Origin of the sequence: Campylobacter hyointestinalis subsp. lawsonii, assembly GCF_013372165.1 — a bacterium.
GTDB classification, from domain to species: domain Bacteria; phylum Campylobacterota; class Campylobacteria; order Campylobacterales; family Campylobacteraceae; genus Campylobacter; species Campylobacter lawsonii.
Genome location: NZ_CP053828.1, coordinates 1,463,197 through 1,487,652, shown reverse-complemented (window position 1 = coordinate 1,487,652; position 24,456 = coordinate 1,463,197). Strand labels below are relative to the sequence as shown.

Sequence of the window (24,456 nt, the reverse complement as noted above, 5' to 3'; positions counted from 1 at the left end):
AATTCCTTTATTTATGGTATGGATGATTTGCATTTATGCAAAGACCACGAAAAATTTGCTCAAAAAGCATAAGCTTTGCTATTTTGTGTGCTAAAGTAAGCCTAGATAGACTTACTAACCTATTCATTTTTGACTTAAATTCCGAGCTTAGACCATAAGCACCACCGATAAAAAATGAAATTTTTTGACTATCTTTTAGAAGATCTGCAAACTGCGGGCTGTCTAGTTCATCGCCTTTTTCGTCAAGCCCTATGCAAAAACCATCTACACAAGGCATATAAACGTTGTCATAAGCAACGTGGGCATTTTGTTTTGATAGGCTTTGTGCTTTTGCTATTTGAGAATTAAATTTATTTATATCTTTTATATCAGCCCATTTTGAGCTCATTTTTATGTATTCGTTTATCTCTTTAAAATCATCACTGCTTTTTTGAATACAATGAACTAAAATTTGCATCAAACCGCCTTAAATTTAAAATCTATCTTCTGTTCTATTTTTGGGTTATTTGTCAAAAATCTTACCATATCTGCAATGTATTTTTTGTGTTCGCTTCTAGGGACTATGGCATCTATTAGACCATGCTCAAGTAAGAATTCTGCTCTTTGGAACCCCTCAGGTAAGCTGGTCTTTATGGTCTGTTCTATCACTCTTTGACCGGCAAATCCTATAAGTGCTCCTGGCTCTGCGATGATCAAATCACCAAGCCAAGCAAACGAGGCTGAAACCCCGCCCATAGTAGGATCTGTCAGCACTGAAATATATGGCAGTTTATGATCGCTTAAGAGTTTTAAAGCCGCACTAGTTTTACTCATTTGCATAAGGCTAAATGTGCTTTCTTGCATTCTAGCCCCACCACTAGCGCTTACTATAATGAGAGCTTGTCTTTTTTCTATGGCTCTTTTAGCAGCTCTTGTGATTTTTTCGCCTTCTACTGAGCTAAGACTTCCACCCATAAATCCAAAATCAAATACAACTAGCTGTATAGGAACTGAGTCTATGGTGGCCTCTCCTGAGATAACAGAGCTTGATTTACCCGTCTTTTCTTCGCTCTCGCTAATTCTTTTTTTATATGATTTTTTATCTACAAATTTAAGTGGATCAATCGGCTTTAAATTTGAATCAAATTCAACAAAACTTCCATCATCTGCTATTAGTTCTATTCTTTTTTTAGGGCTAAGTCTCATGTGGTAGCCACATTTTGGGCATACATTATAGCATGCTTCGACCTCTTTATAATACATTAAAGAGTTACAGCTATCACATTTTATCCAGTGGGTTGGTGCTTCGCTAGGATCTGATTGTTTTCGTCTTATTTTTGAAAAAAAGTCACCAAACATTTTTTTCCTTACATTAAAAAATTGGTCGATTATAGCTAAATTTAGCCAAATTTATCTTTAAAGAAAAATTGCATTTAAATTCAATAAAAATATATTAAATGTGTAATTTTGTGCTAAATTTTTTATGTTTTTGTATAAATAAGATAAAAAAGATAGTAGTGTTTAAAATTAATTAAATTATATTTAATACAATATACTTACAAATAAAAATTATTAAGGAGATTACTTATGATAGTAACAAACAAAGCGCCACAACTAAGCGGTGTAGCAGTACTTGGCAATGGACAAATCGAAGAGAATTTCGAACTTTACAAACATATAGGCCCAAAAGGTGCAGTTGTATTTTTCTACCCAAAAGATTTTACTTTTGTTTGTCCAAGTGAGATTATAGCATTTGATCATAGATATAGAGAATTCAAAGAAAGAGGCATTGAAGTTATCGGTGTAAGTTGCGATAACGAGTATTGCCACTTTGCTTGGAGAGAGACTGATGTTAAACAAGGTGGTATCGGTAGAGTTCAATTCCCACTAGTAGCTGACCTTAAAAAAGAGTGGGCAAAAGGATTTGATGTATTGTTTGATGATGCAGTTGCTCTAAGAGGTAGCTTCTTATTAGACAAAGATGGCACAGTTCGCCACGCTGTTATAAATGACCTTCCACTTGGAAGAAACATTGATGAAATGGTAAGAATGGTAGATACAATGCTATTTACAAATGAGCATGGTGAAGTTTGCCCAGCTGGTTGGAATAAAGGTGATAAAGGTATGAAACCTACAACTGAAGGCGTAGCTAGCTATCTTTCAACTGATGGTGATAAACTATAATTTGATTTAAAGCTCCATTTTTGGGGCTTTAAACTTCTTTAAATTTAAATATTTATTCCGATATTAAAATATAATGAATTAATATGGGAGTAATAGATGCAAATAAATTCTACAAGAATAGATATAACTTCGCAAGATTTTAGTAATACCAAAAAGATTTCAATTAACAAAAAAGATGATAATATGGATACTCAAGAAAGCAAAAGTCCAACTGCTATGATCCAAGAGACTATAGAGCTTTTAGAAGAGCAGTTAGAAAGATTACAAAAGCAATTAGGTAAAGTTGAAGAGAAAATAAGAGCCTTATCGAGTATTCCAAATGAATATGCTAAAAATATGCTAATGAGTTTAACAGAGCAAGCTACTGATTTAATAACTAAAATCACGATTATAAATACTAGGATTTTAGAGTTAGAAAAAGCGCTTGCTTAGGATAGGTTTATCCGTGTGTTCTTTGGAATTCTTTCATAAATTCACATAAAGTTTGGACGCTTTGCGTGGTTACTGCGTTATATATTGAAGCTCTTAGACCGCCTAAGATTCTATGACCTTTTAGACCTATCATCGCATTTTCTTCTGCTAATTTGACAAATTTCATATCTAACTCAGCATTAGGTGTAGCAAAGCTAACATTCATTATACTTCTTGAGCCTGGTTTTGCAAATGCTGTGTAAAAATCTGAGCCATCGATCAAATCATATAGCATAGCAGCTTTTTTCTGATTTATGCTATTTATAGCATTTAGTCCGCCTTGATCTTTTATCCAGTCTAAAACTAGATCAAACATATATATACCAAACGTACAAGGCGTATTTGCCAAAGAATTCGCTTCTATCTGAGTCGTATAGCGAAGAGGAGTTGGGACACTCTCTTTGACTCTATTTGCTAAATCTTTGCGGATTATAACGATGGTTATACCAGCAGGTCCTGCATTTTTTTGTGCTCCGCCATAGAATAATCCGATATTATGTGCTTTAAAATCAATATCACGGCTTAAGAGATCAGAGCTACTATCGACTACCAAAGGGCATTTTGGGCTAGGAAGTGTGGCGTATTGTGTGCCATAAATTGTGTTATTAGAGCAGATATAGCCATAATCAGCATCATCGCTAAAATTAAAATTTGGAATGTGATCAAATTTGCTATCTTCGCTACTTGCTATTACCTTGTAATTGATATTTTGAATTTTTGCTTCTTTTATAGCTTTTGTAGTCCAAACGCCTGTATTTACATACTCAGCCACGCCACCATTATATAAATTCATAGGAATTTGAGCAAATTGCAAAGTCGCTCCGCCTTGTAAAAATAATACGGCATAATCGTCATTTAAGCCGTAAAATTTTTTTACTTTAGCTATGGCGTTGTTGTGAAGCTCGTCAAAAACTTTTCCCCTATGGCTTACTTCCATTATGCTAAATCCCATACCTTTGTAGCTTATAAACTCATCTCTTGCTCTTTCTAAAACGCTAAGTGGCAAGGCGCTAGGTCCTGCACTGAAATTTAAAACTCTGTTCATTTTTTACCTTTCTAAGATTTTATTATTGCTTGTTTTTGTGTATTTTGCGAGTAAAGTTTTATAACATCATCTTTTTTTAGTTTTTCAAGTGAGATTAATTTTCCGTCTTTTTCTATTTGAACCATATTTTTTGTGGCTTTAAAAAACTGCTCACGCTCGTAAAATATCAGTTCAAACTCTCTTAATTTATGCGTCTGATTTACCAGTTTTGATTGCACTATATTGTTTAAATTTGCCTTTTTATTTTCTAAACTTATGGCTAATTTTTCTATCTTTTGGCTTAGTGCTTGATTTTTTAAATTTAATATTTTTAAATCTAAAATATTTTGGCATTTTTGTACTTTTTGATTTACATAGTTTGTTAAAGTATCAAATGCCATATCTAAACCTTGCATTAAATTTAACTCATCAGGTAAAAGATCTACCATCGCAGCTGTTGGAGTAAGACTTCTGTGGTCGCTCACAAAGTCGCTTATGCTATAGTCTATCTCGTGTCCGATAGCTGATATAATCGGAGTTTGCAAAGCAAATATAGTTCTTGCCAAACTCTCGTCATTAAAGCACCAAAGATCTTCTTTGCTTCCGCCACCTCTTGCTAAAACTAAAGCATCAAAACCCATTTTATCAACTTTATTAAGCACATTTATGATGTTTTTAGCGGCATTTTCGCCTTGAACTAAAGTGTTAAATGCCACAAACTCGCACAGCTTAAATCTTGATTTTATTACTTTTAACATATCTTGGTAGGCTGCTGAAGTAAGGCTAGTGATAAGAGCTACTTTTTTTGGAAATTTAGGGAGAGATTTTTTAAATTTGATATCAAAAAGCCCCTCTTTTTCTAATTTTTCTTTTAGCTGATTAAATGCAAACTCAAGCTCACCAACTCCCTCAGGCAACATTTTATTTGCTAAAAGCTGATAGCTTCCACTTGGCGGATAAATAGTTAGTTTTCCTTGCAGTGTGACTTTTAGCCCGTCTTTTACATCAAATTTGACTGATTGATTGCTAAATTTATACATAGCGGCACTTATGACGCTTTTTTCATCTTTTAAGCTAAAATACCAATGCCCAGAGCTGTGTTTTATAAGTCTAGAAATTTCCCCAGTGACTTCAACAAAGCTAAAGTGGGTTTCTAGTAGAGTTTTGGCTTGTTCATTTAGTTCGCTAACAGTCATTTATTTCACTTTTTTTGCTACAAAGAGCGTGCTGACTTCAAAGCTATAGCCTTTGCAGATTTCTACTTCAAATCCGGCTTCTTCAAGCAAGGCACAAAACGCCGTTTTATCAAAAAAGTTTTCTATGCTACTTGGTAAATATCTGTAGGCTTCTTCATTTTTGCTGATGAGAGCGCCTATTTTTGGTAATATTTTGCTTAGATAAAAATCTCTTATTTTTGATATAAATCCGCTATTTTGACGTTTTGTAAATTCTAATACAGCGACGTATCCGCCTAGTTTTAATATCCTATTAAATTCATTTAACGCCTCTTTTAGCTCAACTACGTTTCTTATACCATAGCTGATGCTTACTATGTCTGCAAAGTCGCTTGGTAACGAAGTTTTGTTTGCAAATGCGGTTATAAAGTTGTAGTTTGGAAATTTTTCTTTGGCGATTTCAAGCATCCCGGTGCTTGGATCAACGCCAGTCATAGAAGAAATTTTTATATTTTTTTTCTTTGCCATTTGCTCCCAAATACCCATCATATCGCCTGTTCCGCATGCAATATCTACTATGTTTATATCGCTTGTTTTTAGCTTATCTAGTAAGATTTCACACGCGTTTTTTCTCCAGCTTATATCAACTCCAAAGCTAAGAACTCTGTTTGCTTTATCATAAGTCGGCGCTATTTGGTTGAACATTTCTATGATTTTTTCTTGTTTTTCCACTTAAATTTCCTTCTGATAATAAACCTTCAAATTTCTTGATAATTTATATAAATTTTCTATGATTTTTTTGGATTTTTTAGCTATTTTTTTGTTTAATTTTTTGATTTGAGAATCTATATTTTTGTTGAAAGTATCTAAATTTTGACTAGATTTTAGATTAAATTTAATGTCTAAAAATACCTTGCATTCTGAAATAAATTTATATATTTTTATTATTTTATCTGTTTGTTTAATGAGCTTGCTCTCGCATTTTATCATAAATAAATCCTCGAAGTATCCTAAAAAAACATTTAGTTTTTTGCACTCAGAGAGTGTATTTTTTGGGTTTTGACCTCTTAGACTTTTTATGGTTTTTAGACTAATTTTTCTAAGATTATACGCAACACTTGATTTTATAGGAATCCTATAGTTGCTTGATACGTAAAAATCATTTTCGTCGCTAAGCACGATATCCCACTCTTTTATTAGCTCATCAAAATCATCAGAGCTAAGAGCTAGTCTTATTTCATCTTCTAGAATTTGCCTTTTTGTGACAAATGCTTTGTCTAACTCAAATCCAGCGGCTCCGGCACATTCAAGGGCATAATTTAGCTCTATCAAATTTGATATTTTAGAATGTAAAATTTCAAATTCGTTTATAAATTTACTTACGACTTTTTCATCTATTACGTTTGTAAAAGTTTCTAAGAAAAATAGAGTTTTTTCTATATCAAAACAGAGCTTTTCAAGTGAGTTTTTATCTTTTGATTTTAGGTAGCTTAAGTTGTTTTTTAGCATAGATCTGCAAATTTGAAAAAGCACCATTCTAATGGCGTCGTAAGTGCTTATAGATGAAGCAAAAAATAGCTTGAAGTCGCCTAGTTTTTCTATAATTTTTAGTGAGTTTTTATAACTAAATTTAAAATCTGGCTTTCCAAAAAGTGCTAAATTTATATCTGTGTAATTTTTATCGCCTGTTATCTCTTTTAAGACGCTGTTTTGTAAAAACTCAGGCAACACAAACTTATTTGCATCATCTCTTGTCATAAATTCTATCTCAAATATAAAAAGTCCGCAAAGCTCGTCTTTATAGATATCTATACTACAGGGCTGATTATTTAGTTTAAAGCTAAATCTGCTTTTTGAGATACGTGGATAATCTCCACAATTAAGAGCTACTTCAAACTCTTTTTTTGATATTGGCTCTTGCTTTTCTTCTTTTATAAGACCTTTTTTGATTGTCTTTGTTTTAGTATAAAATTCCTCGACTTTTTTAAATTTTATCTCTTCGTTTGATGAAATTTTTGTGTAAAATTGCAAGATGTCTATTTGTTTAAACTCTGCACCGTCCTCTTTTAGAGCTGGTTGTAACGGTTCATCAAGTAAAAATTTACGTTTTATTTCCAAAACCAAAGCTAGTCCTTATTTTTTATAAAAACGCAAATATTTTAACTAAAATCTACTAAAACATAGCTTTATATCTAGTTTATCATTCAGAACTATTTAACGCCAGTAATTGTATAATTACGCTAAATTTTGTTTTTTGGAGATGGGCTTGAAAAAGATCTTGCTAATTATTTTAGCGTTTGTTTTGGTGTTTTTGGGTTATAAATTTTATGAAAAACAAAATGCCCTTGATGCCAAAGTTTCCGTATTTTACGGCAATGTGGATACAAAAACGGTCGATCTTGCTTTTAGATTTTTAGGTAAGATAGAAAAGATAAGCAAAAAAGAGGGATTAAGAGTTCAAAAAGGCGAAGATATCGTATTTATGGATGATTCATATCTTAGAAACTCTTTTTTAAATTTACAAACAAAGATCAAACTTGAAGAGATAAATTTAGAAAAATTAAAATCAGGCTATAGGGTTGAAGAGATAGAACAAGCAAAAGCAAAATACGAAATGGCTATGGCAAATTTAAAAGAAGCGCAAAACACTTTTGATAGACAAAAGAAGCTCATGCAAGCAAACGCTACTTCAAAAGAGATGTTTATGAACTCACAAACTACGCTTGAAGCGATGAGAGCAAATTTAAATCTATCTAAAGCAAATTATGAGCAGTTAAAAAATGGTTACCGAAAAGAGGATATTTTGGCTCAGAGTGAGCTTGTAAATTCCCTAAAAATACAGCTACAAAGCGTAGAGTTAGACTTAAATAATTCAGTTTTAAAATCACCTTACGATGGCGTTTTGCAAAAAATTTACAAAGAAGCAGGAAGTATGGCAGGAGCAAATGAGCCTATTGTAGAGATAGCTAGAATGGATAAGTTTTTTATAAGAGCTTATATAGATGAGCCTCATCTTGGAACTCTTAAATTAGGGGCAAAAATGAGAGTTTTTAGTGACGCAAAAAAAGAGCCTTATGAAGGATATGTGAGTTTTATTTCAAGTGTTGCAGAATTTACTCCAAAACATATCCAAACACAAGAGCTTAGAGCTGATCTTGTTTATAAATTTGAAGTTACTTTAAGTAACGCAGATGAAAGGATAAAACAAGGAATGCCAGTACATATTAAATTTAGCGATGATAAAAGCAACTAATCTCTCAAAAGTTTTTCATAAACCGCTCACTAAAGCTTTAAGTGAGCTAAACTTTAGTGCTACTTTTGGGATAACAGGAATAGTAGGGCCTGATGGCGCAGGAAAGACCACTCTTCTTAGGCTATGTGCTGGACTTTTAAGCCCAAGTAGCGGAGAGCTAGAAGTGCTAGGAGGCAAGATGAGCTCTCAAGAGTTTTTAGACAATATAGGCTATATGCCACAAATGTTTGGACTTTATGGTGATCTTAGCTGCGAAGAAAATTTAAAACTTTATGCAAAACTCAAAGGTATAAAAAACCCAAACGATAGGATAAATGAGCTACTTGAATTTACAAATTTAAAGCAGTTTAAAGATAGGCTTGCAAGTAGTTTAAGCGGCGGAATGAAGCAAAAACTCGCATTTGGCGTGACACTCTTAAAAAAGCCTAAATTGCTTTTATTAGACGAGCCAGGAGTAGGCGTAGATCCTATATCTAGAGCAGAGCTTTGGGATATGGCAAGAAGTCTAAATGATGTTTGCATACTTTGGGCCACTTCATATCTTGATGAAGCTAGTTTGTGCGATAAAGTCATACTTTTAAATAAAGGTCAAATTCTATATGATGATAGCCCAAAAAAGATAGAGATTATACTTGAAAATAGGGTATTTTTGGCTAGAACTAAAGCAGATAAAAGAGAGCTTTTAACAAAGCTTTTGGAGTATGAAAATGTGCTTGATGCTTATCTGATAGGACAAGATATTAAATTTATACTAAAAACAGAAGATAATGCATTTTTTGATGATTTTAAAGATGTTAAATTTAAAAGCATTAAACCTAATTTTGAAGATGCTTTCATAGACATACTAAAAATAAAAACAAAAGCTCACTCAGAGCTAAGCAAAGTCTTAACACCAGCTCGTAAGATAGATGGTTTTGCCGTTCAAGCTATAAATTTGACAAAGAAATTTGGTTCATTTGTAGCTACAAATAATGTAAGTTTTGAGATAAAAAGTGGTGAGATATTTGGATTTTTAGGGCCAAATGGAGCGGGAAAATCAACTACCTTTAAGATGATATGTGGGCTTTTAGCAAGAAGTAGCGGAGAGTCTTTGATATATAACAAAGATATAAATGATATGAAAGGCGCCATAGGATATATGGCTCAAAAGTTTTCTTTGTATGGAAATTTAGGTCTTAAAGATAATCTTGAGTTTTTTGCTGGACTTTATGGTCTAAAAGGAAGACAAAAGAGTGAAAAAATAGCTTCTATGATAGAAATTTTCGGTTTAAAACCATACTTAAAAAACAAAGTAGATGAGCTAAGTCTCGGGCTAAAACAGCGTTTGGCACTTTCTTGTTCGCTTATGCACTCGCCACTTGTGCTATTTTTAGACGAGGCGACAAGCGGTGTTGATCCTATCACTAGAAAAGAGTTTTGGAGACATATAAATGCTATCTCAAAGCTTGGCATTAGCGTTATGATTACAACTCATCTTATGGATGAGGCTGAACTTTGCGATAGGATTATGATCATAAATAAAGGAACTTGTATAGCAGTAGGAACGCCAAGTGAGATAAAATCTAAATTTGGAGATGATATCAGTATGCAAGAGGCGTTTATCAGACTTGTAAAGGGTTCAAATGAGCTTTAAAAGGATTTTTGCTCTGGCATTAAAAGAGAGTTTGCAAGCTCTTCGTGATCCTAGCACGGCTCTTATCGCCATACTTTTACCGCTTATTTTGCTATTTTTAATGGGTTATGCCGTATCTTTAGACGCAAAAAATATACCTTTTGGCTTGGTGAGTTTTAGTAGTTCTAAAGATGCAAAAGAGATAATGTCTAAATTTAGTGCTTCAAATTTTTTTGATACCAAAATAAGCTATGATAAAAATGAGCTAATAGTAGATCTAAAAACGGGTAAGATAAGTGGATTTTTGGTTATAGATGATGATAAAAGTGGCTTGAAATTCCAAATTATCACTGATGGAAGCGAACCAAATAGTGCAAATTTGATAAAACAATATGCAAGTAGTATTATATCATCAAAAAATACTATAGATAGCAGGTTTTGGTTTAATGAAAAGCTATCAAGTAGATATTTTTTGATACCTGGATCTATAGCTGTGATTATGACTTTAATAGGCACACTTCTTACTTCTCTTATAGTTGCTAAAGAGTGGGAGAGAGGGACTATGGAGCTACTTATGACTACTCCTTTATCGAATTTAGAAATAATTTTAGGCAAACTCATACCGTATTTTGTTTTGGCGATGCTTTCTGTGCTTATATGTTTTTTTGTGGCATATTTTTGGTATGAAATCCCTTTTCGCGGCAGCATTTTTATACTTTTTCTACTAAGTTTTATCTATCTTTTTCCAGCACTTTGCATAGGACTGCTTATATCTACTTTGGCTAAAAATCAGTTTGTAGCAGCTCAAGTCTCCATACTCGTAGGATTTCTACCTGCGTTTTTGTTATCTGGATTTATATTTGAGATAAATAATATGCCAAATTTATTGCAATATGTCGCAAAAGTAGTTCCGGCGACTTATTTTGTAAGCTCTTTGGGAAATATATTTTTAGTTGGAGATAGTTATGAGATATTTATCAAAGATGCTTTATGTATGCTTTTGATAGGATCTGTGCTGTTTGCATTTGTGATTTTGAAGTCTAAAAGGAGGCTAGATTGAGACTACTTGCGCTCATCAAAAAAGAGGCTTTGGCCATAAAAAATGATAGGCGAAGTATGTTTGTCATCATCGTGCCACCTCTTTTGCAGATACTGATTTTTGCATTTTCTGTTACACTTGAGGTTAAGAATTTAAATTTAGCTATTTTAAATTTAGATAGTTCAAGCTACGCTAAAGAGGTTATCACAAAGCTTGAGAGTGCTAAATTTATAAAAAATATAACCATGGTAAAAAGCTATGAAGAGGGCAAAAGACTGATCACAAATCAAAAAGTTTTAGCATTTTTAGTGATACCAAAAAACTTTAGTAAGGGTGAAAACTTAGCACTTGTGATGGATGGGCGGTATTCAAACTCTGCTCAGATAGCAAATGGCTATATAGAGCAAACTATTTCTGGTTTAAGCATAGATGAGAGAAATTTTTATAACCCAAATTTAGATAATTTTTGGTGGATAGTTCCAAATTTATCGTGTTCTATCCTTATGGTGATGTCTATAGTTTTAACATCTCTTAGCATATCAAGAGAGCGAGAAGTTGGCACTTTTGATCAGATTATAGTTTCGCCTTTGAGCTCATTTGAGATACTTCTTGGGAAACTTTTACCTGCATTTTTGATAAGTTTGGTTTTATCAAGCGTAGTTTTGTTTATAGCATATTTTTTCTTTAAAGTGCCTATAGTGGGTTCTTTATGGCTTTTGTATCTAGGGACTGCTATTTTTATATTTTGCGTGTGTAGTATCGGGCTTTTTATATCTGTATTTTCAAATACACAACAACAAGCCATACTAGGAGCTTTTGTATTTTTACTTCCTTCGTTTATGCTTTCTGGGTTTGCTACACCTATAGAAAATATGCCATCATGGCTTCAGCCGATTAGTTACTTTGTACCGCTAACTTATCACATAGCTTTTGTAAAAGGCGTACTTTTAAAAGATATAAGCTTTATGCAGTCTTTAGAGTATATCTTGCCTATGGCTGTTTTTGGTATAGTTGTATTTATAATAACTTTGATATTTTTTAGAAGAAGTATTCTAAGATAGATAATCCGATTTTTGTCGGATTATCTACATTTTTTGCAGCCTGATGTCGTAGCTACGATGTTTAGTCTATCTATAAAGTTACCTATTTTTTTCTCTAGGTGCTCTTGATACTCGCTCATTTTAGCATCATCGCAACTTACATCAGTTACCGAGCCGCAATTTGAGCAAACTACGTGAATATGCGGTACTTCGTATATGTCGTATTTTGCTTTTTGGTTAGGCGTATTTACTTCTATGACTAATTTTTCGTCAATCAAAGTATTTAAATTTTTATAAACCGTAGCTAAAGATATAGAAGGATAATCCTTTTTTATCTCAGAGTATAGTTCTTCTATAGTTGGATGGGTGTGTTTATCAAGAAGCTTTAAAACACACAGCCTTTGCGGAGTAGCTTTTAAATTTGCTTGTTTAAGCATTTCGATAAAATCCATACTATTTTCCTCTTAAATTTTTGTGGCTGATTTTATCAGAAAAAAGTTTAAGAATAGATTATAATAGATAATATTTTTTATCTTTTAAAATAAATTCAGAAATTTTTTCTACGCTTATATCTAAGCTATCTTCGATAAGAGCTTGATTTCCATGCTTTATAAATTTATCTTCGTATTCAAAGCTTTTTATGCTGATATTAGATAATAATTTTTCTTGTAAAAATCCAGCTAATATCTCGCCAATCCCACCTTTTTTTGCACTATCGCTAAAAATATACCAACGCTTAGTTGTTTTGGCAAGCCCTAAAAGCATCTCTTCATCAAGTGGTTTTGCAAACACTAAGTCTATGATTGTTCCTTTAAAATTTAAATTTTTAGCAACTTTTATAGCTTTTCCGACTGCATTTCCATATCCTATGAATGCTACGTCACTATCTCCTTGTTTAAGGATCTGAGCTTTTGCGAATTTTATATCTTTTGCTTCAAACTCACTATCTAGCATAAAGCTTCCTCTTGGATATCTGATGGCTAAAGGTGAGTTAAAAGAGTATGAAAAATCCATAATTTTTGAGAAAGTTGCGGCGTCTCTAGGTGCTATTAGCGTTAAATTTGGTATTGCATTTAAAAAGCTTATATCAAATACTCCTTGATGAGTTTCGCCGTCTTCTCCTACAATTCCTGCTCTGTCCATACAGATGACGACTGGCAAGTTCATAATTGCCACATCGTGAATAACTTGATCATACGCCCTTTGCATAAAGGTTGAATAAATAGCAATATATGGTTTAAAGCCTTCTTTTGCCATAGCTGCCATAGATGTAACTCCGTGTTGCTCGGCTATAGCCACGTCCCAAAAACGCTCCGGATAGGCTTCTATAAGCTTATCAAGTCCGGTTCCACTTGGCATAGCAGCAGTAATTCCCACAACATTTTCGTGTTTTTTAGCTAAGCTTAAAAGCAGATCGCTAAATATAGAAGTTGCATTTTTTGTGCCACTTTTTTTGGTGCATTCTCCACTTTGTGGATCAAACGGGCTTACTCCGTGCCATTTTTCAAATTTACCCTCAGCTGGCTCATATCCCTTGCCTTTTATGGTCTGGACATGAACTATGACCGGTTTATTCATTGTTTTTGCAGTATTTAAAGTAGAAATGAGTGCTTTTAGGTCGTGCCCATCAACTGGTCCTATATACTCAAGCCCCAACTCTTCAAAAAACATACCCGGTGTTATGAGCCTTATACCTTCTTCTAGGCGTTTTGCCATATATGCTGCTGAGTCTGGAACATAGCTTAAGAACTGATTTACGCGGGATTTAAATTTTTGATAAAACTGCCCTGCCATCATTTGAGATAGATACTTGCTAAGAGCTCCTATGGGTTTTGATATACTCATTTCGTTATCGTTTAATATAATGACGCAAGGATACTTTCTATCCCCAAGCTCATTTAGAGCTTCATAAGCCATACCAGCACTCATTGCCCCGTCTCCTATTAAGGCTACTGGAAGTCTTTTTTCACCTTTTAGTTTTATGGCTTTACAAGCACCAACTGCGATACTTATAGAAGTAGAGCTATGTCCTGCTACAAAGTAGTCAAATTTGCTCTCGCTAGGTTTTGTGTATCCACTTATACCGCCAAATTGTCTAAGAGTGTCAAAATCGTCCCATCTGTCTGTTAAGAGCTTATGAGTATAGCTTTGGTGGCTTACGTCAAATATAAACGGATCGTTTTTTGGATCAAAAACATAGTGCATAGCCACGCTCAACTCTACTGCACCCATATTTGAGCTAAGATGGCCTCCATTTAGACTTACTATTTTAAGTATTTTACTTCTGATATCTTTGCATAAATTTGAGAGTTCATCTATGCTTTTTGATTTTATATCCATTTCTACTCACTTAGTATTTTTTTGATTTTTTCAAATCTCTCAGCAACGCTTCCATCTATATTTCCTATATCGCTCAATATAATAACCCCGCCTTTGCTTATGGCATCATCAGCAGATACTTTTAGGTTGCTAGATAGTTTGATATTTTCTTTGACAAACTCATAGTCTTCTGGGTTTGTTTTTATCTCTATTTGCGAAGCATTTTCTAGCTCCCCAATCAAATTTTTTGCTATATTTGATGCTATGGCAGCTGAGCTATCTTTTATCTCTTTTAATATCACTTCTTTTGCTATGTCTATAGCTGTGTTTGCTATCTCTTTTTCGCTTTTTTGGTATAGTTTTTCTAGTTTATCTTTTTCTTCATCAAGCTTTTTGATAGAGTTTGTATATTTTGTCTCAATTTCACTAAGTTCAGCATCAAATTTAGCTTTAGCTAAACTCTCTCCTTCTTTTAATGCATCTTCTTTTGTCCTATTTACTTCAGTTTCAAGTCTCTCTTTAAATTCTTTTTCTTGATTTTCTATCTGTAGCTGAAGTTTTACTATATTTTCGCTAAGCTCTTCAGTTCGTTTTAGAAGTTCTTCTATAAAACTCGGCTCTAACTTCGTATCTTCTGATGAATTTACAGCTTTTTGAGCCTCATCTTTTGTCTCTTCTACTAACTCAGGCTGATCTTCTTTTATAGGTTGTTCTATTTGTTTTTCTGGGGCAGGTTGCGAAAATGAGCTTATTACCTTAAATCTATACTGTTCTACGATATGTTCTTTATTTTCTTCTTGATTTATGACGTTGCTTAGTATCATTCTATCATCTCATCGCTTTCACCGACTTGGAATACTCCTTCTTCGGAGAGTTTTTGTACTGCTTCTACGACTCTTCTTTGAGCTTCTTCGACATCTTTTACACGAACTGCACCTAAGAACTGCATCTCTTCTACAAATGCTTCGCTTGCACGTTGGCTCATATTTGATAGGAATTTTTGTTTTAACTCTTCGCCGCTACCTTTTAATCCTATCATTAGATCTTTTTTATCTACTACTTTTAGTATCTCGCGTATAGCGTTGTTATCAAGCGTGTTGATATCTTCAAATGTAAACATCATCTCTTTTATGGTTGTTGCAAGATTAGCGTCTGTTTGTTCGATGATGCCGATAGTAGATTTACTAGCTTTTTGACCAAGACGGTTAAGCACTTCAGCAACAGCTCTTGGGCCTCCGACTTCGACTTTGTAGCTAGTAAGGCTTTCAAGTTTGCTCTCAAGTACGGTTGAAACTCTTTTTACTACAGATGGGCTTATATCGCCTAAATTTGCCATACGAATTATCACTTCGCTTCTAAGCTCATCAGGAAAATATACAAGCGTTTCAGCCGCACTAGTAGCGTCCATATGTGCTACTATAAGAGCTATGGTTTGAGGGTGTTCTTTCATGATAAAATCAGCTAGTTGCTGAGGTCTGACTTGACTTAAGTAGCCAAAAGACTTAGTTGTTTCCATGGATTTTTGAAGTTTATCCATGATTTTTTGTGCGATCTCAGGACCAAAAGTACGAAATAAAATTTCTTTTGCGTATTCGATACCGCCACTTTTCATATATTGATTTGATTGCATAAGGGCGTAAAACTCTTCTAAAACAGCTGCGGCGACTGTTTTATCTATAGTTTTAGCACTTGCTATATATCTTGATATTTCGGTGATAACGTCGATATCCATATGAGAAAATATAAGCGTTGTAGCGTCTTCGCCAAGTTGAATTAGAAGTATTGCGACCTTTTCTGGCATACTAAGGTCATCATAGATCATCTTTTGTTGTTCGTCTAGCTTTGTCATCAAAACTCCTTGCGAGAACTAAAGTCAGAGTCGTTTTTTATCATACCTTGAAGTAAATTTGCTATCTCTTCACCTCTATCTGATACGATAAGTTTCATTTTTTCTAATAATACTTCATATTTTAGTTCATCTTCATTGAATTCCTCGCCAATACCAAGCTGTTCTTCAACTCTTTTTCTTGCTGCTTTAAATTTCTCTAAAACATCTTCTGTATCTTCTTCGACTTTCATATCTTCTTTTTGAGGTATGAACTCGTCTTCTTTTGCGTCTTTTAGCATTTTTTCTAAGAATGGAGTTATGACTTTTTTGTAAAATACAAAGAGTATTATTAATGCTATGATATATTTAAATAATGGCAATAAAGGATTTAAATAAGTATTTATAAACGAATCTACTTTTGAGCTTTGACCTTTTTGTGATAGCTTAAACTCGAAATTACTAACAGTTACCTCATCTCCTCTGTTTTTATCATACCCTATGGCTTGTTCAACTAAAGATTTAAGCTTATCTAGCTCTTCTGTGCTTAATGGAACATACGTCAATATATCGGTAAATGCGCCATTTTCGTCTTTTGTGTTTTCATATTTGCCATCGACTACTACTGCTGCAGTTACTCTTTTTATGGTTGCGTATTGATCTTTTACTTTTATGATTTTTTTTGATATTTCGTAGTTTGTATTTGCTACGTTTTTAGAGTATAGTTCTTTTAGTTTATTATCTTCTAGCCCCTGTACTGGACCTATGTTGCTAACTGCACCTGGGACTCCACCTACCTCTTTTTCTTGTCTGCCTTCTCTTTTTTCTTCTATATTTTGTTCGCTTCTAATGACTGAGTTTGGATCATAAATTTCACTATGGCTATCCTTAGCAGAAAAGTCAAACTCAATGCTGACTTTTGCTGTGACTTTATCTCGCCCTCCTATAAATTTGCCTATCATATCTATGATTTTTTGCTCATATGAGCTTTCAAATTCTCTTTTGTATTTTATCTGAGCAGCTACTAGCTCGTTTTCTAGAGCTATTTCGTCTTCTCCTACTGCTACGCCATCGCTAGTTACTATTTTTACGTCTTCTAGTTTTAAATTTGATACAGAACCAGCAACTATTCTTTTTATGCCATCTATCTGTTTTCTATTTAGTTTTTCGCCGTCTTTTATCTTGACTACAACAGAAGCAGTAGGCGGGATTTGACGTTCGGTAAATACGCTGTCTTTTGGGAACGCTATATATACAGTAGCTCTTTGTATCGGCTCAAGGCTCTCGATAGTTCTAGCAAGCTCACCTTGCAACGCTCTTTGGAATTTAACTCTTTGTTCGTTATCAGTAGCTCCAAAATCTTGTTTATCAAATATCTCAAAACCATTTTTGCCTTCTTTTGGAATGCCAAGACTCGCAATTGCGATCCTTTCTTTATAGACGCTTTTTGTAGGAACTAGTATTGTTCCCTCATTTGCAAGTTTGTAGCTTACTCCGTCTTTTTCTAGCTGGTCGATGATCTGTGCTGAGTCTGCTGGATTTAAATTTCTAAATAAAACACTATATCCGTCGTACTGCTCACTCCCACCCCCGCTACTTTTATATAGGCTTAAAAATACCAAAAACCCAACTACGACAACTATGCTACTAGCTGCGACTATTTTCTGTTTTTTTGTGAGATTTTGATATAGCTGACCGACTTGATGAAAGAGTGTTTTAAAATCCATATTTTATTAAATTTCCTTCTTTAACTCAGCTAAAACTCGTTTATTTTGCTTCTTTTTGCCTATCGTGATTCTAATGGCATTTAGTCCGTAACTTTTTAAATTTCTTAATATAATGCCTTTTTTAAGAAGATTATCTGCTATTTGTGACGCATTTTGCTTTTTATTAAACACAAAAGTGATAAAATTCGTGTAACTAGGGATAAATTCTATACCATTTTTCTTTGCAAATTTTTCATACACTTTCATCTCTTTAAAGTTATTTTTAATAGTTTTTTCTATAAATTTTTGATCATTTAAAGCTTGTAATGCTGCTGCTAGACTTAAAGTAGTGATGTTAAAAGGGGCTCTTAGTTTGTGAAGAGCAGTGATTATCTCTGTATTTGCTATACCATATCCAACTCTCATTCCACCAAGACCATAAGCTTTTGAAAACGTACCTAGATATAGTGTGTTTTTAAATTTACTTATAAGCTCTTTTGGATTTATAGCTTTTTTGCTATCTTTAAATTTAGCAAATTCCATATAAGCACAATCAGTCACCACTAACGTATCTTCGCTAACGATACTTATAAAATCCATCACTTCTTTTGCATCAAGGCATTCGCCCAAAGGGTTGTTTGGCAAACATAGAAATATAATACTAATCTCATCTTTATGAGCAAGATAGAGTTCTTTTAGCTCATTTAGATTATGCTCTTTGCTTTTTGTTTTATAAATTTTTGCACCGACGTGTTTGGCGTAGATCTCATACATAGCAAAAGTTATACCTGCTGTTAAAATCGCGCTTTTCTCGTTCGCTTTTGCATGTAGTGCAAACTCTATGATCTGGTCGCTTCCGCTACCGATGATAATGTTTTTTGAGCTTACTTCATATAGGTTTGCTAAAGCATCTTTTAGCTCATAAAAACTATCATCTGGATACAAACTAGCACTACTGGCTTTTTCTTTTATGATAGAGATTACTTTTTTGCTAGTTCCTAGTGGATTTTCGTTGCTAGCTAGCTTGATAATCTCTTTTGGATCTATGCCAAACTCCCTAGTGACTAGCTCTATAGGTTTTCCGGCTTCATAAATAGGTAAATTTTGCAAATGTGTGTTGAACTTCATTTTTATCCTTCTTGATTGATGTAGCTACCTAGCCAATGAATTTCATGGTTGTTTTTACTGGCTAGTTCTATAACTCTTTGTACGTTTTCATCATCTATATGTCCTTCAAAATCTATATAAAATACCGTTTTGAAGTCTTTTTGTTTCACCGGACGACTTTCTAATTTCGTCAAATTTATACCTTCGTTTCTAAACATAGAAAGTAGCTCAATAAGTCCGCCTGGTCTATGGTCTGTTTTTGCTAAAATACTAGTTTTGTTGTGTTCGCTTCTTTGGTTTTTAAAATCGCTTAAGACAAAAAATCTAGTGCGGTTTGCAAGGTTGTCTTCTATGGTGTCAAACATTATAGGAACGTTGCTTATATTTGCTGATATTTTCGAGCAGATGGCAGCAGACTCGCTATCTTGTGACGCTTTTAGGGCGGCTTCGGCTGTAGATTTTGTTGGGATAAACGCTATCTCACTTAGATTATGATCTTCTAGAAATTTTCTGCATTGATTGTATCCTTGAGGATGTGAGTAAATTCTTTTTATATCTTTTAAATTTTCATTTATACTAACAAAACTATGGTGAATATCCATATAAATTTCAGCTACAATTTTTACTTTTTCATATTTTCCAAGGCAATCAAGCGTTATACCTACGGCTCCTTCGGTGTTGTTTTCTATAGGTACTACGCCGTATTTTGCTTCGCCGTTATTTAGCTCTTTGAAAACTGCTTCTATAGTGGCTAGTGGGGTGTAGTTGCTCATAGCGCCAAATCTACTTTCGGCCGCTTGATGTGTGTATGTGCCAATAGGCCCTAAAAATGCTACTTTTTGAGGCATTTCAAGGTTTCTGCTAACTGCAAAAATTTCTAAATAAATCGCCTCTATGGCCTCTTTGCTTAAGCGATTATATTTTTGGCTTTCTAAACGCGAAAGTATGGCGCGCTCACGCTCAGGGCGGTATATAGATGTCTTTGAGTTTTGTTTTAATTCGCCGATTTTTTTGACATAATCCATTCTCTCATTTAGTAGAGTTAAAATTTGGTCATCAACCAAGTCTATTTTAACTCTTAAATCATCAATGCTAAGCATTTATAACCTTTATATAATCTTGTACATCTTTATAAATTTGATCTATTATATTCTCTTTTACGCCTGTTTTTGCCACGTCACTTACTTTACCGCTTAGTACTAAAATAGTTTTCATTCCAAGCTCTTTTGCCCCTACAAGATCACCTTTTGCATCGTCGCTAATGATAGTTATATCGCTAAATTTAATGCCTTGTTTTTGTAAATTTATGAGCCTTAAGGCTTCGTTATAAAATGCCATACTAGGTTTCCCAACCGCCTTATAGCTAGCTCCTGTAGAGTATGATACCATAGCAGCTATTGCTCCTACTCCAGGATAAAGACGTCCGTTTTTTTTGTAAATGCTAGTTTCATGCATAGCGATAAACTCAGCTCCATTTAATATCAGCTCGTTTATACTAGCAAAATCACTAAATTTAAAATCGTCCCAGCTAGCGATGAGTACGGCTTTTGGATTTTTTAGATCTTGCACGTATCCTAAGCTTTGCATAGTGGCTATAAACTCACTCGCTCCAAACATCGCTACATTTGAGGGACTTAACGCCTCTTTTAAAACGCAAAATGGATCAAGGTAGGCGCCATCTTTTATATTTAATCCTTTTTTACGCAATCCTTCTAAAAAGTCATCACTTTTTGCTTTTGTGTTATTTGTGATAACAACATATGGAATGTTTTTTAAATTTAAGATATCTATAAGCTCACAAGCTCCATTTATAGGGCTTTTATCGCTATCACTTATAAGTGTGCCTTGTACGTCTATGAAATACATTATATAAACTCTTTTTCATTTTGAATTAGATCTTCGAAATTCTCTCTTTTGCGGATCAATCTATCTTTTCCGCCTTTTATCGCAATCTCTGCGGCTCTTGGTCTTGAGTTGTAGTTGCTAGACATTGAAAAACCATAAGCTCCAGCTGATTTTACGACTAGTATATCTCCTGAGCTAAGCTCTGGTAAGCTTATGTTTTTACCTAAAAAATCTCCACTTTCGCAAACAGGCCCTACGACATCGCAAAGCTCACCTTTGCCTTTTTTTAAAGCGTCTATCTCATGATATGCTTCATAAAGACTAGGGCGAATAAGATCATTCATCGCGCCATCTACTATCACAAATCTTTTACGGGACTCAGGCTTAGCGTCATTTGTTTTTTCATAAAGTACTTTTGTGATAAATACTCCGCAATTTCCTACTAAAAATCTTCCTGGTTCGCAGATTATGGTTACGTCCATTCCTTTTAGCGCTGATAAAATTCCTTGAGCATAAGCGTATAGATCAGGATCGTTTTCTTGATCGTATCTGATACCAACGCCGCCCCCTACATCAAAGAATTTGATATCTATCTCAAGAGCTTTTAGCTCTCTTAAGAGTTTGCTTACGATGTTTGCTGCTTCGACTACTGGTGATAGATCTGTTAGCTGACTTCCTATGTGAAAATGAATGCCGATCGGATCTAAAAATTTGCTTTTATGTGCGTAGAGATACATTTTACGAGCTTTATCTATGCTGACTCCAAATTTATTTTCGCTAAGTCCGGTTGAGATATAAGGGTGCGTTTTTGGATCTACGTTTGGATTTACGCGTACTGAAATTCTAGCTATTTTGCCTAGTTTTTCAGCTATTAACTCCACTCTTTTCATCTCTTCATCGCTTTCTAAATTTAGCATCAAGATATCTAAATTTAGAGCTTGTTCTATCTCTTCATCGCTTTTACCAACACCGCTATATATGATCTTATAGTTTTGTGCGCCTGCTATAAGCGCTCTTTTTATCTCACCTATGCTCACGCAGTCAAAACCAGCTCCTTGAGCAGCGATATGTTTTAAAACGCTCAAATTTGAGTTTGCTTTAACCGCGTAAGCTATGAGAGATTTTCTAGCGTTAAATTCTTTTTTTAATTTATTATATTGATTTTCTATATAGTCAAAATCATAGGCATAAAGTGGCGTACCATACTTTTTGGCAAGCAGTAAATAATCCATCGCGTCTCCAAACAATATAATTGGTCGCTATTTTATCTAAATTTGTCTAAAAAAAAGCTAACTATTTTGATAAAACTTTTTAAATGCAAAAATGGCTAGTAAAATTATAGGTGCTATGATGCCGATTTCAGGAATTATCACTCCATTTGAGCTAAATCTGATAAGCACAAATAAAACTCCCCATAAGCAAAGTGTAACTATAATGTGTATAAAACTAGCAAGAGCTAGATTAAAAAATCTACCTGTGACTGGTAGATAATAATACAATATCATCACCATAAGTGGTGCAAATAACGGAAAAAATAGTAAAGAATACAGGGTTGATTTGATTTTATTTAAATTCAAATTTTCTTTTTTAAGAGCTAGAAGAGAGTCTATGGCATCGATAATTGAATAATTAGAGTTTGATTGGTATATGTTGTCGATTGTTTTTGGTTTAAATCCGTTTAAAACTAGAAGTTCTTTTTCTTCAGTTTTTGTATAACCGCTTTTATTTAGGTCAAGATTTTGTGGTAAAGTGATGATAGAAACACCTTGTAGCGCCCATGCATTGTATTTAAAATCAGCCTTTTTTGCAAATATCTTACTTGTTATCTCGCTATCTGTAGTCTCAAATATCTTGACGTTATTTGCAACTCCTATCTCAGGAAGCAAGGACTCGATATATATAAATTTATTTTCGTATTTTAAAAATATACTATTTTTAGATATGCTTGAAGAAGACTGGAAATTCATCAGATTTTTTTGGTAATCTCTAGCATAGGCAAATGGCGTGGCTGAAAGAAAAATGTAGAAAAACGTTATAAACAAAGAGATGAGAAAAGGTGGCATTATAAGTGCGTTTTTACTAATGCCAAGTGAGTAAAAACTGACTAGTTCATTGCTTCTTATCATATTTATTTTTGAGACTATGAGTGCAAAAATAAGGCTTAGAGGCAATACATAATTTACCGCCGTAAGTGCTGTTAAACTAACATAAATGAGAGCTAAATTTGCACTTTTTGGAAAATCTTTTAAATTCGTTAAAGTATCTATACCTACATAAAATAGCTCTAAAGCTATAAAAATAATAAAAAAGTATTTTAAATAAACCGCGCTAGTATATCTTGCAAATAATTTCATAATATATCCAAATTGTAACTTAAGGCTCGATTTTAGCAAAATTTGACTTAAATTATTAACTAAAACAAGCTAAAATTTGCCAGTAATTTATCTGTATAAACGTAGGCGGCTTTGATTTTATGGTCTTTTATGTGTATATATCAAAATTATTCGTAAAAATAAAATAGATAAATAGGTCAAAAATGACAAATAAAAATATCGTTAAATTCTGTGTGTTTTCTGCTTTGTGCTGTATCTGCGTAATTGTTTATTTAAATTTAGATACCCAAACTCTAAGATTGTATATAGAAAAACAGAGTAAATTTAGTGAGATTATTTATATACTTTTATGGATTATTTTACCTATTTTTATGTTTCCAGCAGCTGTTTTAGCTGTAGTTGGCGGAGTCTTTTTTGGTCTTTTTAAAGGTCTTGTTTTGACTATGGTAGGAGTTGCTATAAACTCGGTTATTATGTATTTTATAGGCAGATATTTAGGCAAGGACTTTTTGGCTAGATTTTTTGATGTGAATAAATTTAAAAAAGCTTTCATAAAAGATGAGTTTTTTACTATATTTTTACTTAGACTTATCCCACTTATCCCATATAACGCTATAAATTATTTTGCTGGAGCGTTTGCTTTTAAATTTTGGAGATTTTTTTGGGGAAGCTTTTTAGGCAAAATAATAAGTAGCGTTGTCTTTTTAAATTTAGGTTTAAACGTAACTGATATAGGCTCGACAAAGTTCTTTTGGGCTGTTTTTTGGGTGTTTGTTTTGGTTGTTTTATCTGTTGTTCTAAGATTTGGATATGATAAGATCTATGAAAAAGATAAAACTTAGATTAAGCCTAAAATTCTACTTTTTTAAGGAAAAATCGTGAAAATAGTTCTTGCGACAAACAATAAAGATAAAGTAAAAGAGATAAAAGCATTTTATAAGGATTATGAAATTTATGCCTTGAGTGAAATTTGTAAGCCTTTTGAAATAGAAGAAAATGGAAAAAGCTTTAAGGAAAACGCGCTTATAAAAGCAAGAGCAGTATATACAAAGCTTTGTGAGCTTGGACTTGAAAATGAGTTTGTAAGTCTTAGTGATGATAGTGGGATAAGCGTAGAAGCGCTTGGTTTTGCGCCAGGAATTTACTCAGCTAGATATAGCGGTGAGCGTGCTACTGATGCAAGCAACAGAGAAAAGCTTACCCGTGAACTTCATAAACTCGGGCTTAAAAAAAGCAGAGCATTTTATACTGCTTGTATAGCAGTCGTGAGTAAATTTGGTGAGTTTAGTACGCATGGATTTATGTATGGCAAGGTTATTGATAGAGAGCTTGGAGATAATGGATTTGGGTATGATTTTATGTTTATACCAAATGGATATGATAAAACAATAAGTCAGTTAGATGAGAGCGTAAAACTAGCTATTTCCCATAGATCTCGTGGGCTTGCGTTAGCAAGATACATATTAAAAAGTCTTAGCAAACACTACAAATAATCCAGTTAAGTCTAAATTTATATAAAAATTTAGACTTATTATCTACAAAAT

Annotated in this window: 24 protein-coding genes; 8 read left to right on the top strand and 16 right to left on the bottom strand. The window is 33.6% G+C overall.

Annotation, left to right across the window (positions count from 1 at the left end; all coding sequences use genetic code 11):
* Positions 1-7 precede the first annotated feature (7 nt).
* Together CHLWT_RS07675 and accD are read right to left on the bottom strand one after the other, a co-directional pair.
* A complete protein-coding gene (locus tag CHLWT_RS07675; RefSeq protein ID WP_063997688.1) occupies positions 8-457 on the bottom strand; it encodes a 23S rRNA (pseudouridine(1915)-N(3))-methyltransferase RlmH in 450 nt (149 codons plus the stop codon).
* The gene (accD, locus tag CHLWT_RS07670) at positions 457-1,338 is read right to left on the bottom strand and encodes an acetyl-CoA carboxylase, carboxyltransferase subunit beta (protein ID WP_111971146.1); all 882 of its coding nucleotides are present in this window, start codon (positions 1,336-1,338) and stop codon (positions 457-459) included. Before accD ends, CHLWT_RS07675 begins: the two co-directional genes overlap by 1 nt.
* Positions 1,339-1,566: 228 nt before the next feature.
* On the opposite strand from accD, the gene CHLWT_RS07665 reads away from it, so the two are divergent.
* Positions 1,567-2,163, top strand: coding sequence for a peroxiredoxin (locus tag CHLWT_RS07665; RefSeq protein ID WP_063997733.1), 597 nt, complete (start codon positions 1,567-1,569; stop codon positions 2,161-2,163).
* Between the two features lie 96 nt (positions 2,164-2,259).
* On the top strand, positions 2,260-2,595 hold the full coding sequence (locus CHLWT_RS07660; protein ID WP_111971147.1) for a hypothetical protein: 336 nt from the start codon (positions 2,260-2,262) through the stop codon (positions 2,593-2,595).
* A 7-nt stretch (positions 2,596-2,602) separates the two neighbouring features.
* Here CHLWT_RS07660 and serC read toward each other — a convergent pair whose 3' ends face one another.
* From serC to CHLWT_RS07640, 4 genes are read right to left on the bottom strand one after another with little or no spacing between them, the layout of a single operon-like run.
* Positions 2,603-3,679: a 3-phosphoserine/phosphohydroxythreonine transaminase gene (gene serC / locus CHLWT_RS07655; RefSeq protein WP_111948026.1), complete on the bottom strand. Its 1,077-nt coding sequence runs from the start codon at positions 3,677-3,679 to the stop codon at positions 2,603-2,605.
* An 11-nt stretch (positions 3,680-3,690) separates the two neighbouring features.
* Complete coding sequence (gene xseA, locus CHLWT_RS07650; RefSeq protein ID WP_112000245.1) at positions 3,691-4,854, bottom strand: exodeoxyribonuclease VII large subunit; 1,164 nt, start codon at positions 4,852-4,854, stop codon at positions 3,691-3,693.
* Positions 4,855-5,565 carry a bifunctional demethylmenaquinone methyltransferase/2-methoxy-6-polyprenyl-1,4-benzoquinol methylase UbiE gene (ubiE, locus tag CHLWT_RS07645; protein ID WP_111948028.1) on the bottom strand — a complete coding sequence of 237 codons (711 nt, stop codon included), beginning with the start codon at positions 5,563-5,565 and terminating at the stop codon, positions 4,855-4,857.
* Positions 5,566-6,957 carry a CYTH domain-containing protein gene (locus CHLWT_RS07640; RefSeq protein WP_112000244.1) on the bottom strand — a complete coding sequence of 464 codons (1,392 nt, stop codon included), beginning with the start codon at positions 6,955-6,957 and terminating at the stop codon, positions 5,566-5,568.
* 142 nt (positions 6,958-7,099) lie between these two features.
* Between CHLWT_RS07640 and CHLWT_RS07635 the strand changes: the two genes are divergently transcribed.
* The 4 genes from CHLWT_RS07635 to CHLWT_RS07620 are packed head-to-tail and all read left to right on the top strand — an operon-like array spanning position 7,100 to position 11,798.
* Complete coding sequence (locus tag CHLWT_RS07635; RefSeq protein WP_111948030.1) at positions 7,100-8,086, top strand: HlyD family secretion protein; 987 nt, start codon at positions 7,100-7,102, stop codon at positions 8,084-8,086.
* On the top strand, positions 8,070-9,719 hold the full coding sequence (locus tag CHLWT_RS07630) for an ATP-binding cassette domain-containing protein (RefSeq protein ID WP_112000243.1): 1,650 nt from the start codon (positions 8,070-8,072) through the stop codon (positions 9,717-9,719). Before CHLWT_RS07635 ends, CHLWT_RS07630 begins: the two co-directional genes overlap by 17 nt.
* Complete coding sequence (locus CHLWT_RS07625; RefSeq protein ID WP_112000242.1) at positions 9,709-10,758, top strand: ABC transporter permease; 1,050 nt, start codon at positions 9,709-9,711, stop codon at positions 10,756-10,758. Before CHLWT_RS07630 ends, CHLWT_RS07625 begins: the two co-directional genes overlap by 11 nt.
* Entirely contained in the window at positions 10,755-11,798 is a 1,044-nt protein-coding gene (locus CHLWT_RS07620) for an ABC-2 transporter permease (protein WP_112000241.1), read from the top strand. The genes CHLWT_RS07625 and CHLWT_RS07620 overlap by 4 nt, the downstream gene beginning before the upstream one ends.
* 20 nt (positions 11,799-11,818) lie before the next feature.
* On the opposite strand, the gene CHLWT_RS07615 is transcribed toward CHLWT_RS07620, so the two are convergent.
* The 10 genes from CHLWT_RS07615 to CHLWT_RS07570 are packed head-to-tail and all read right to left on the bottom strand — an operon-like array spanning position 11,819 to position 22,933.
* A complete protein-coding gene (locus tag CHLWT_RS07615) occupies positions 11,819-12,229 on the bottom strand; it encodes a Fur family transcriptional regulator (RefSeq protein ID WP_063997743.1) in 411 nt (136 codons plus the stop codon).
* Between the two features lie 58 nt (positions 12,230-12,287).
* Positions 12,288-14,117, bottom strand: coding sequence for a 1-deoxy-D-xylulose-5-phosphate synthase (gene dxs, locus CHLWT_RS07610; RefSeq protein ID WP_112000240.1), 1,830 nt, complete (start codon positions 14,115-14,117; stop codon positions 12,288-12,290).
* 2 nt (positions 14,118-14,119) lie between these two features.
* Entirely contained in the window at positions 14,120-14,920 is an 801-nt protein-coding gene (fliH, locus tag CHLWT_RS07605) for a flagellar assembly protein FliH (protein WP_112000239.1), read from the bottom strand.
* Positions 14,917-15,945 (bottom strand): flagellar motor switch protein FliG, encoded by a 1,029-nt coding sequence (fliG, locus tag CHLWT_RS07600; protein WP_063997746.1) that lies wholly within the window; start codon positions 15,943-15,945, stop codon positions 14,917-14,919. The genes fliH and fliG overlap by 4 nt, the downstream gene beginning before the upstream one ends.
* On the bottom strand, positions 15,945-17,648 hold the full coding sequence (gene fliF, locus CHLWT_RS07595; protein ID WP_111985559.1) for a flagellar basal-body MS-ring/collar protein FliF: 1,704 nt from the start codon (positions 17,646-17,648) through the stop codon (positions 15,945-15,947). Before fliF ends, fliG begins: the two co-directional genes overlap by 1 nt.
* Positions 17,649-17,654: 6 nt before the next feature.
* Positions 17,655-18,755 (bottom strand): histidinol-phosphate transaminase, encoded by a 1,101-nt coding sequence (hisC, locus tag CHLWT_RS07590; RefSeq protein WP_111971157.1) that lies wholly within the window; start codon positions 18,753-18,755, stop codon positions 17,655-17,657.
* Between the two features lie 2 nt (positions 18,756-18,757).
* Positions 18,758-19,834 (bottom strand): prephenate dehydratase, encoded by a 1,077-nt coding sequence (pheA, locus tag CHLWT_RS07585; RefSeq protein ID WP_112000238.1) that lies wholly within the window; start codon positions 19,832-19,834, stop codon positions 18,758-18,760.
* Positions 19,827-20,600 carry an HAD-IIA family hydrolase gene (locus tag CHLWT_RS07580; RefSeq protein WP_063997750.1) on the bottom strand — a complete coding sequence of 258 codons (774 nt, stop codon included), beginning with the start codon at positions 20,598-20,600 and terminating at the stop codon, positions 19,827-19,829. The genes pheA and CHLWT_RS07580 overlap by 8 nt, the downstream gene beginning before the upstream one ends.
* Positions 20,600-21,811, bottom strand: coding sequence for a diaminopimelate decarboxylase (gene lysA / locus CHLWT_RS07575; RefSeq protein ID WP_112000237.1), 1,212 nt, complete (start codon positions 21,809-21,811; stop codon positions 20,600-20,602). The genes CHLWT_RS07580 and lysA overlap by 1 nt, the downstream gene beginning before the upstream one ends.
* Before the next feature lie 57 nt (positions 21,812-21,868).
* Complete coding sequence (locus CHLWT_RS07570) at positions 21,869-22,933, bottom strand: LptF/LptG family permease (protein ID WP_112000236.1); 1,065 nt, start codon at positions 22,931-22,933, stop codon at positions 21,869-21,871.
* A gap of 182 nt (positions 22,934-23,115) precedes the next feature.
* Here CHLWT_RS07570 and CHLWT_RS07565 point away from each other — a divergent pair, with 182 nt between their 5' ends.
* Both CHLWT_RS07565 and CHLWT_RS07560 read left to right on the top strand, forming a co-directional pair.
* Complete coding sequence (locus CHLWT_RS07565; protein ID WP_112000235.1) at positions 23,116-23,754, top strand: TVP38/TMEM64 family protein; 639 nt, start codon at positions 23,116-23,118, stop codon at positions 23,752-23,754.
* A gap of 36 nt (positions 23,755-23,790) precedes the next feature.
* Complete coding sequence (locus CHLWT_RS07560) at positions 23,791-24,405, top strand: non-canonical purine NTP pyrophosphatase (RefSeq protein WP_111948044.1); 615 nt, start codon at positions 23,791-23,793, stop codon at positions 24,403-24,405.
* Positions 24,406-24,456: the final 51 nt, after the last annotated feature.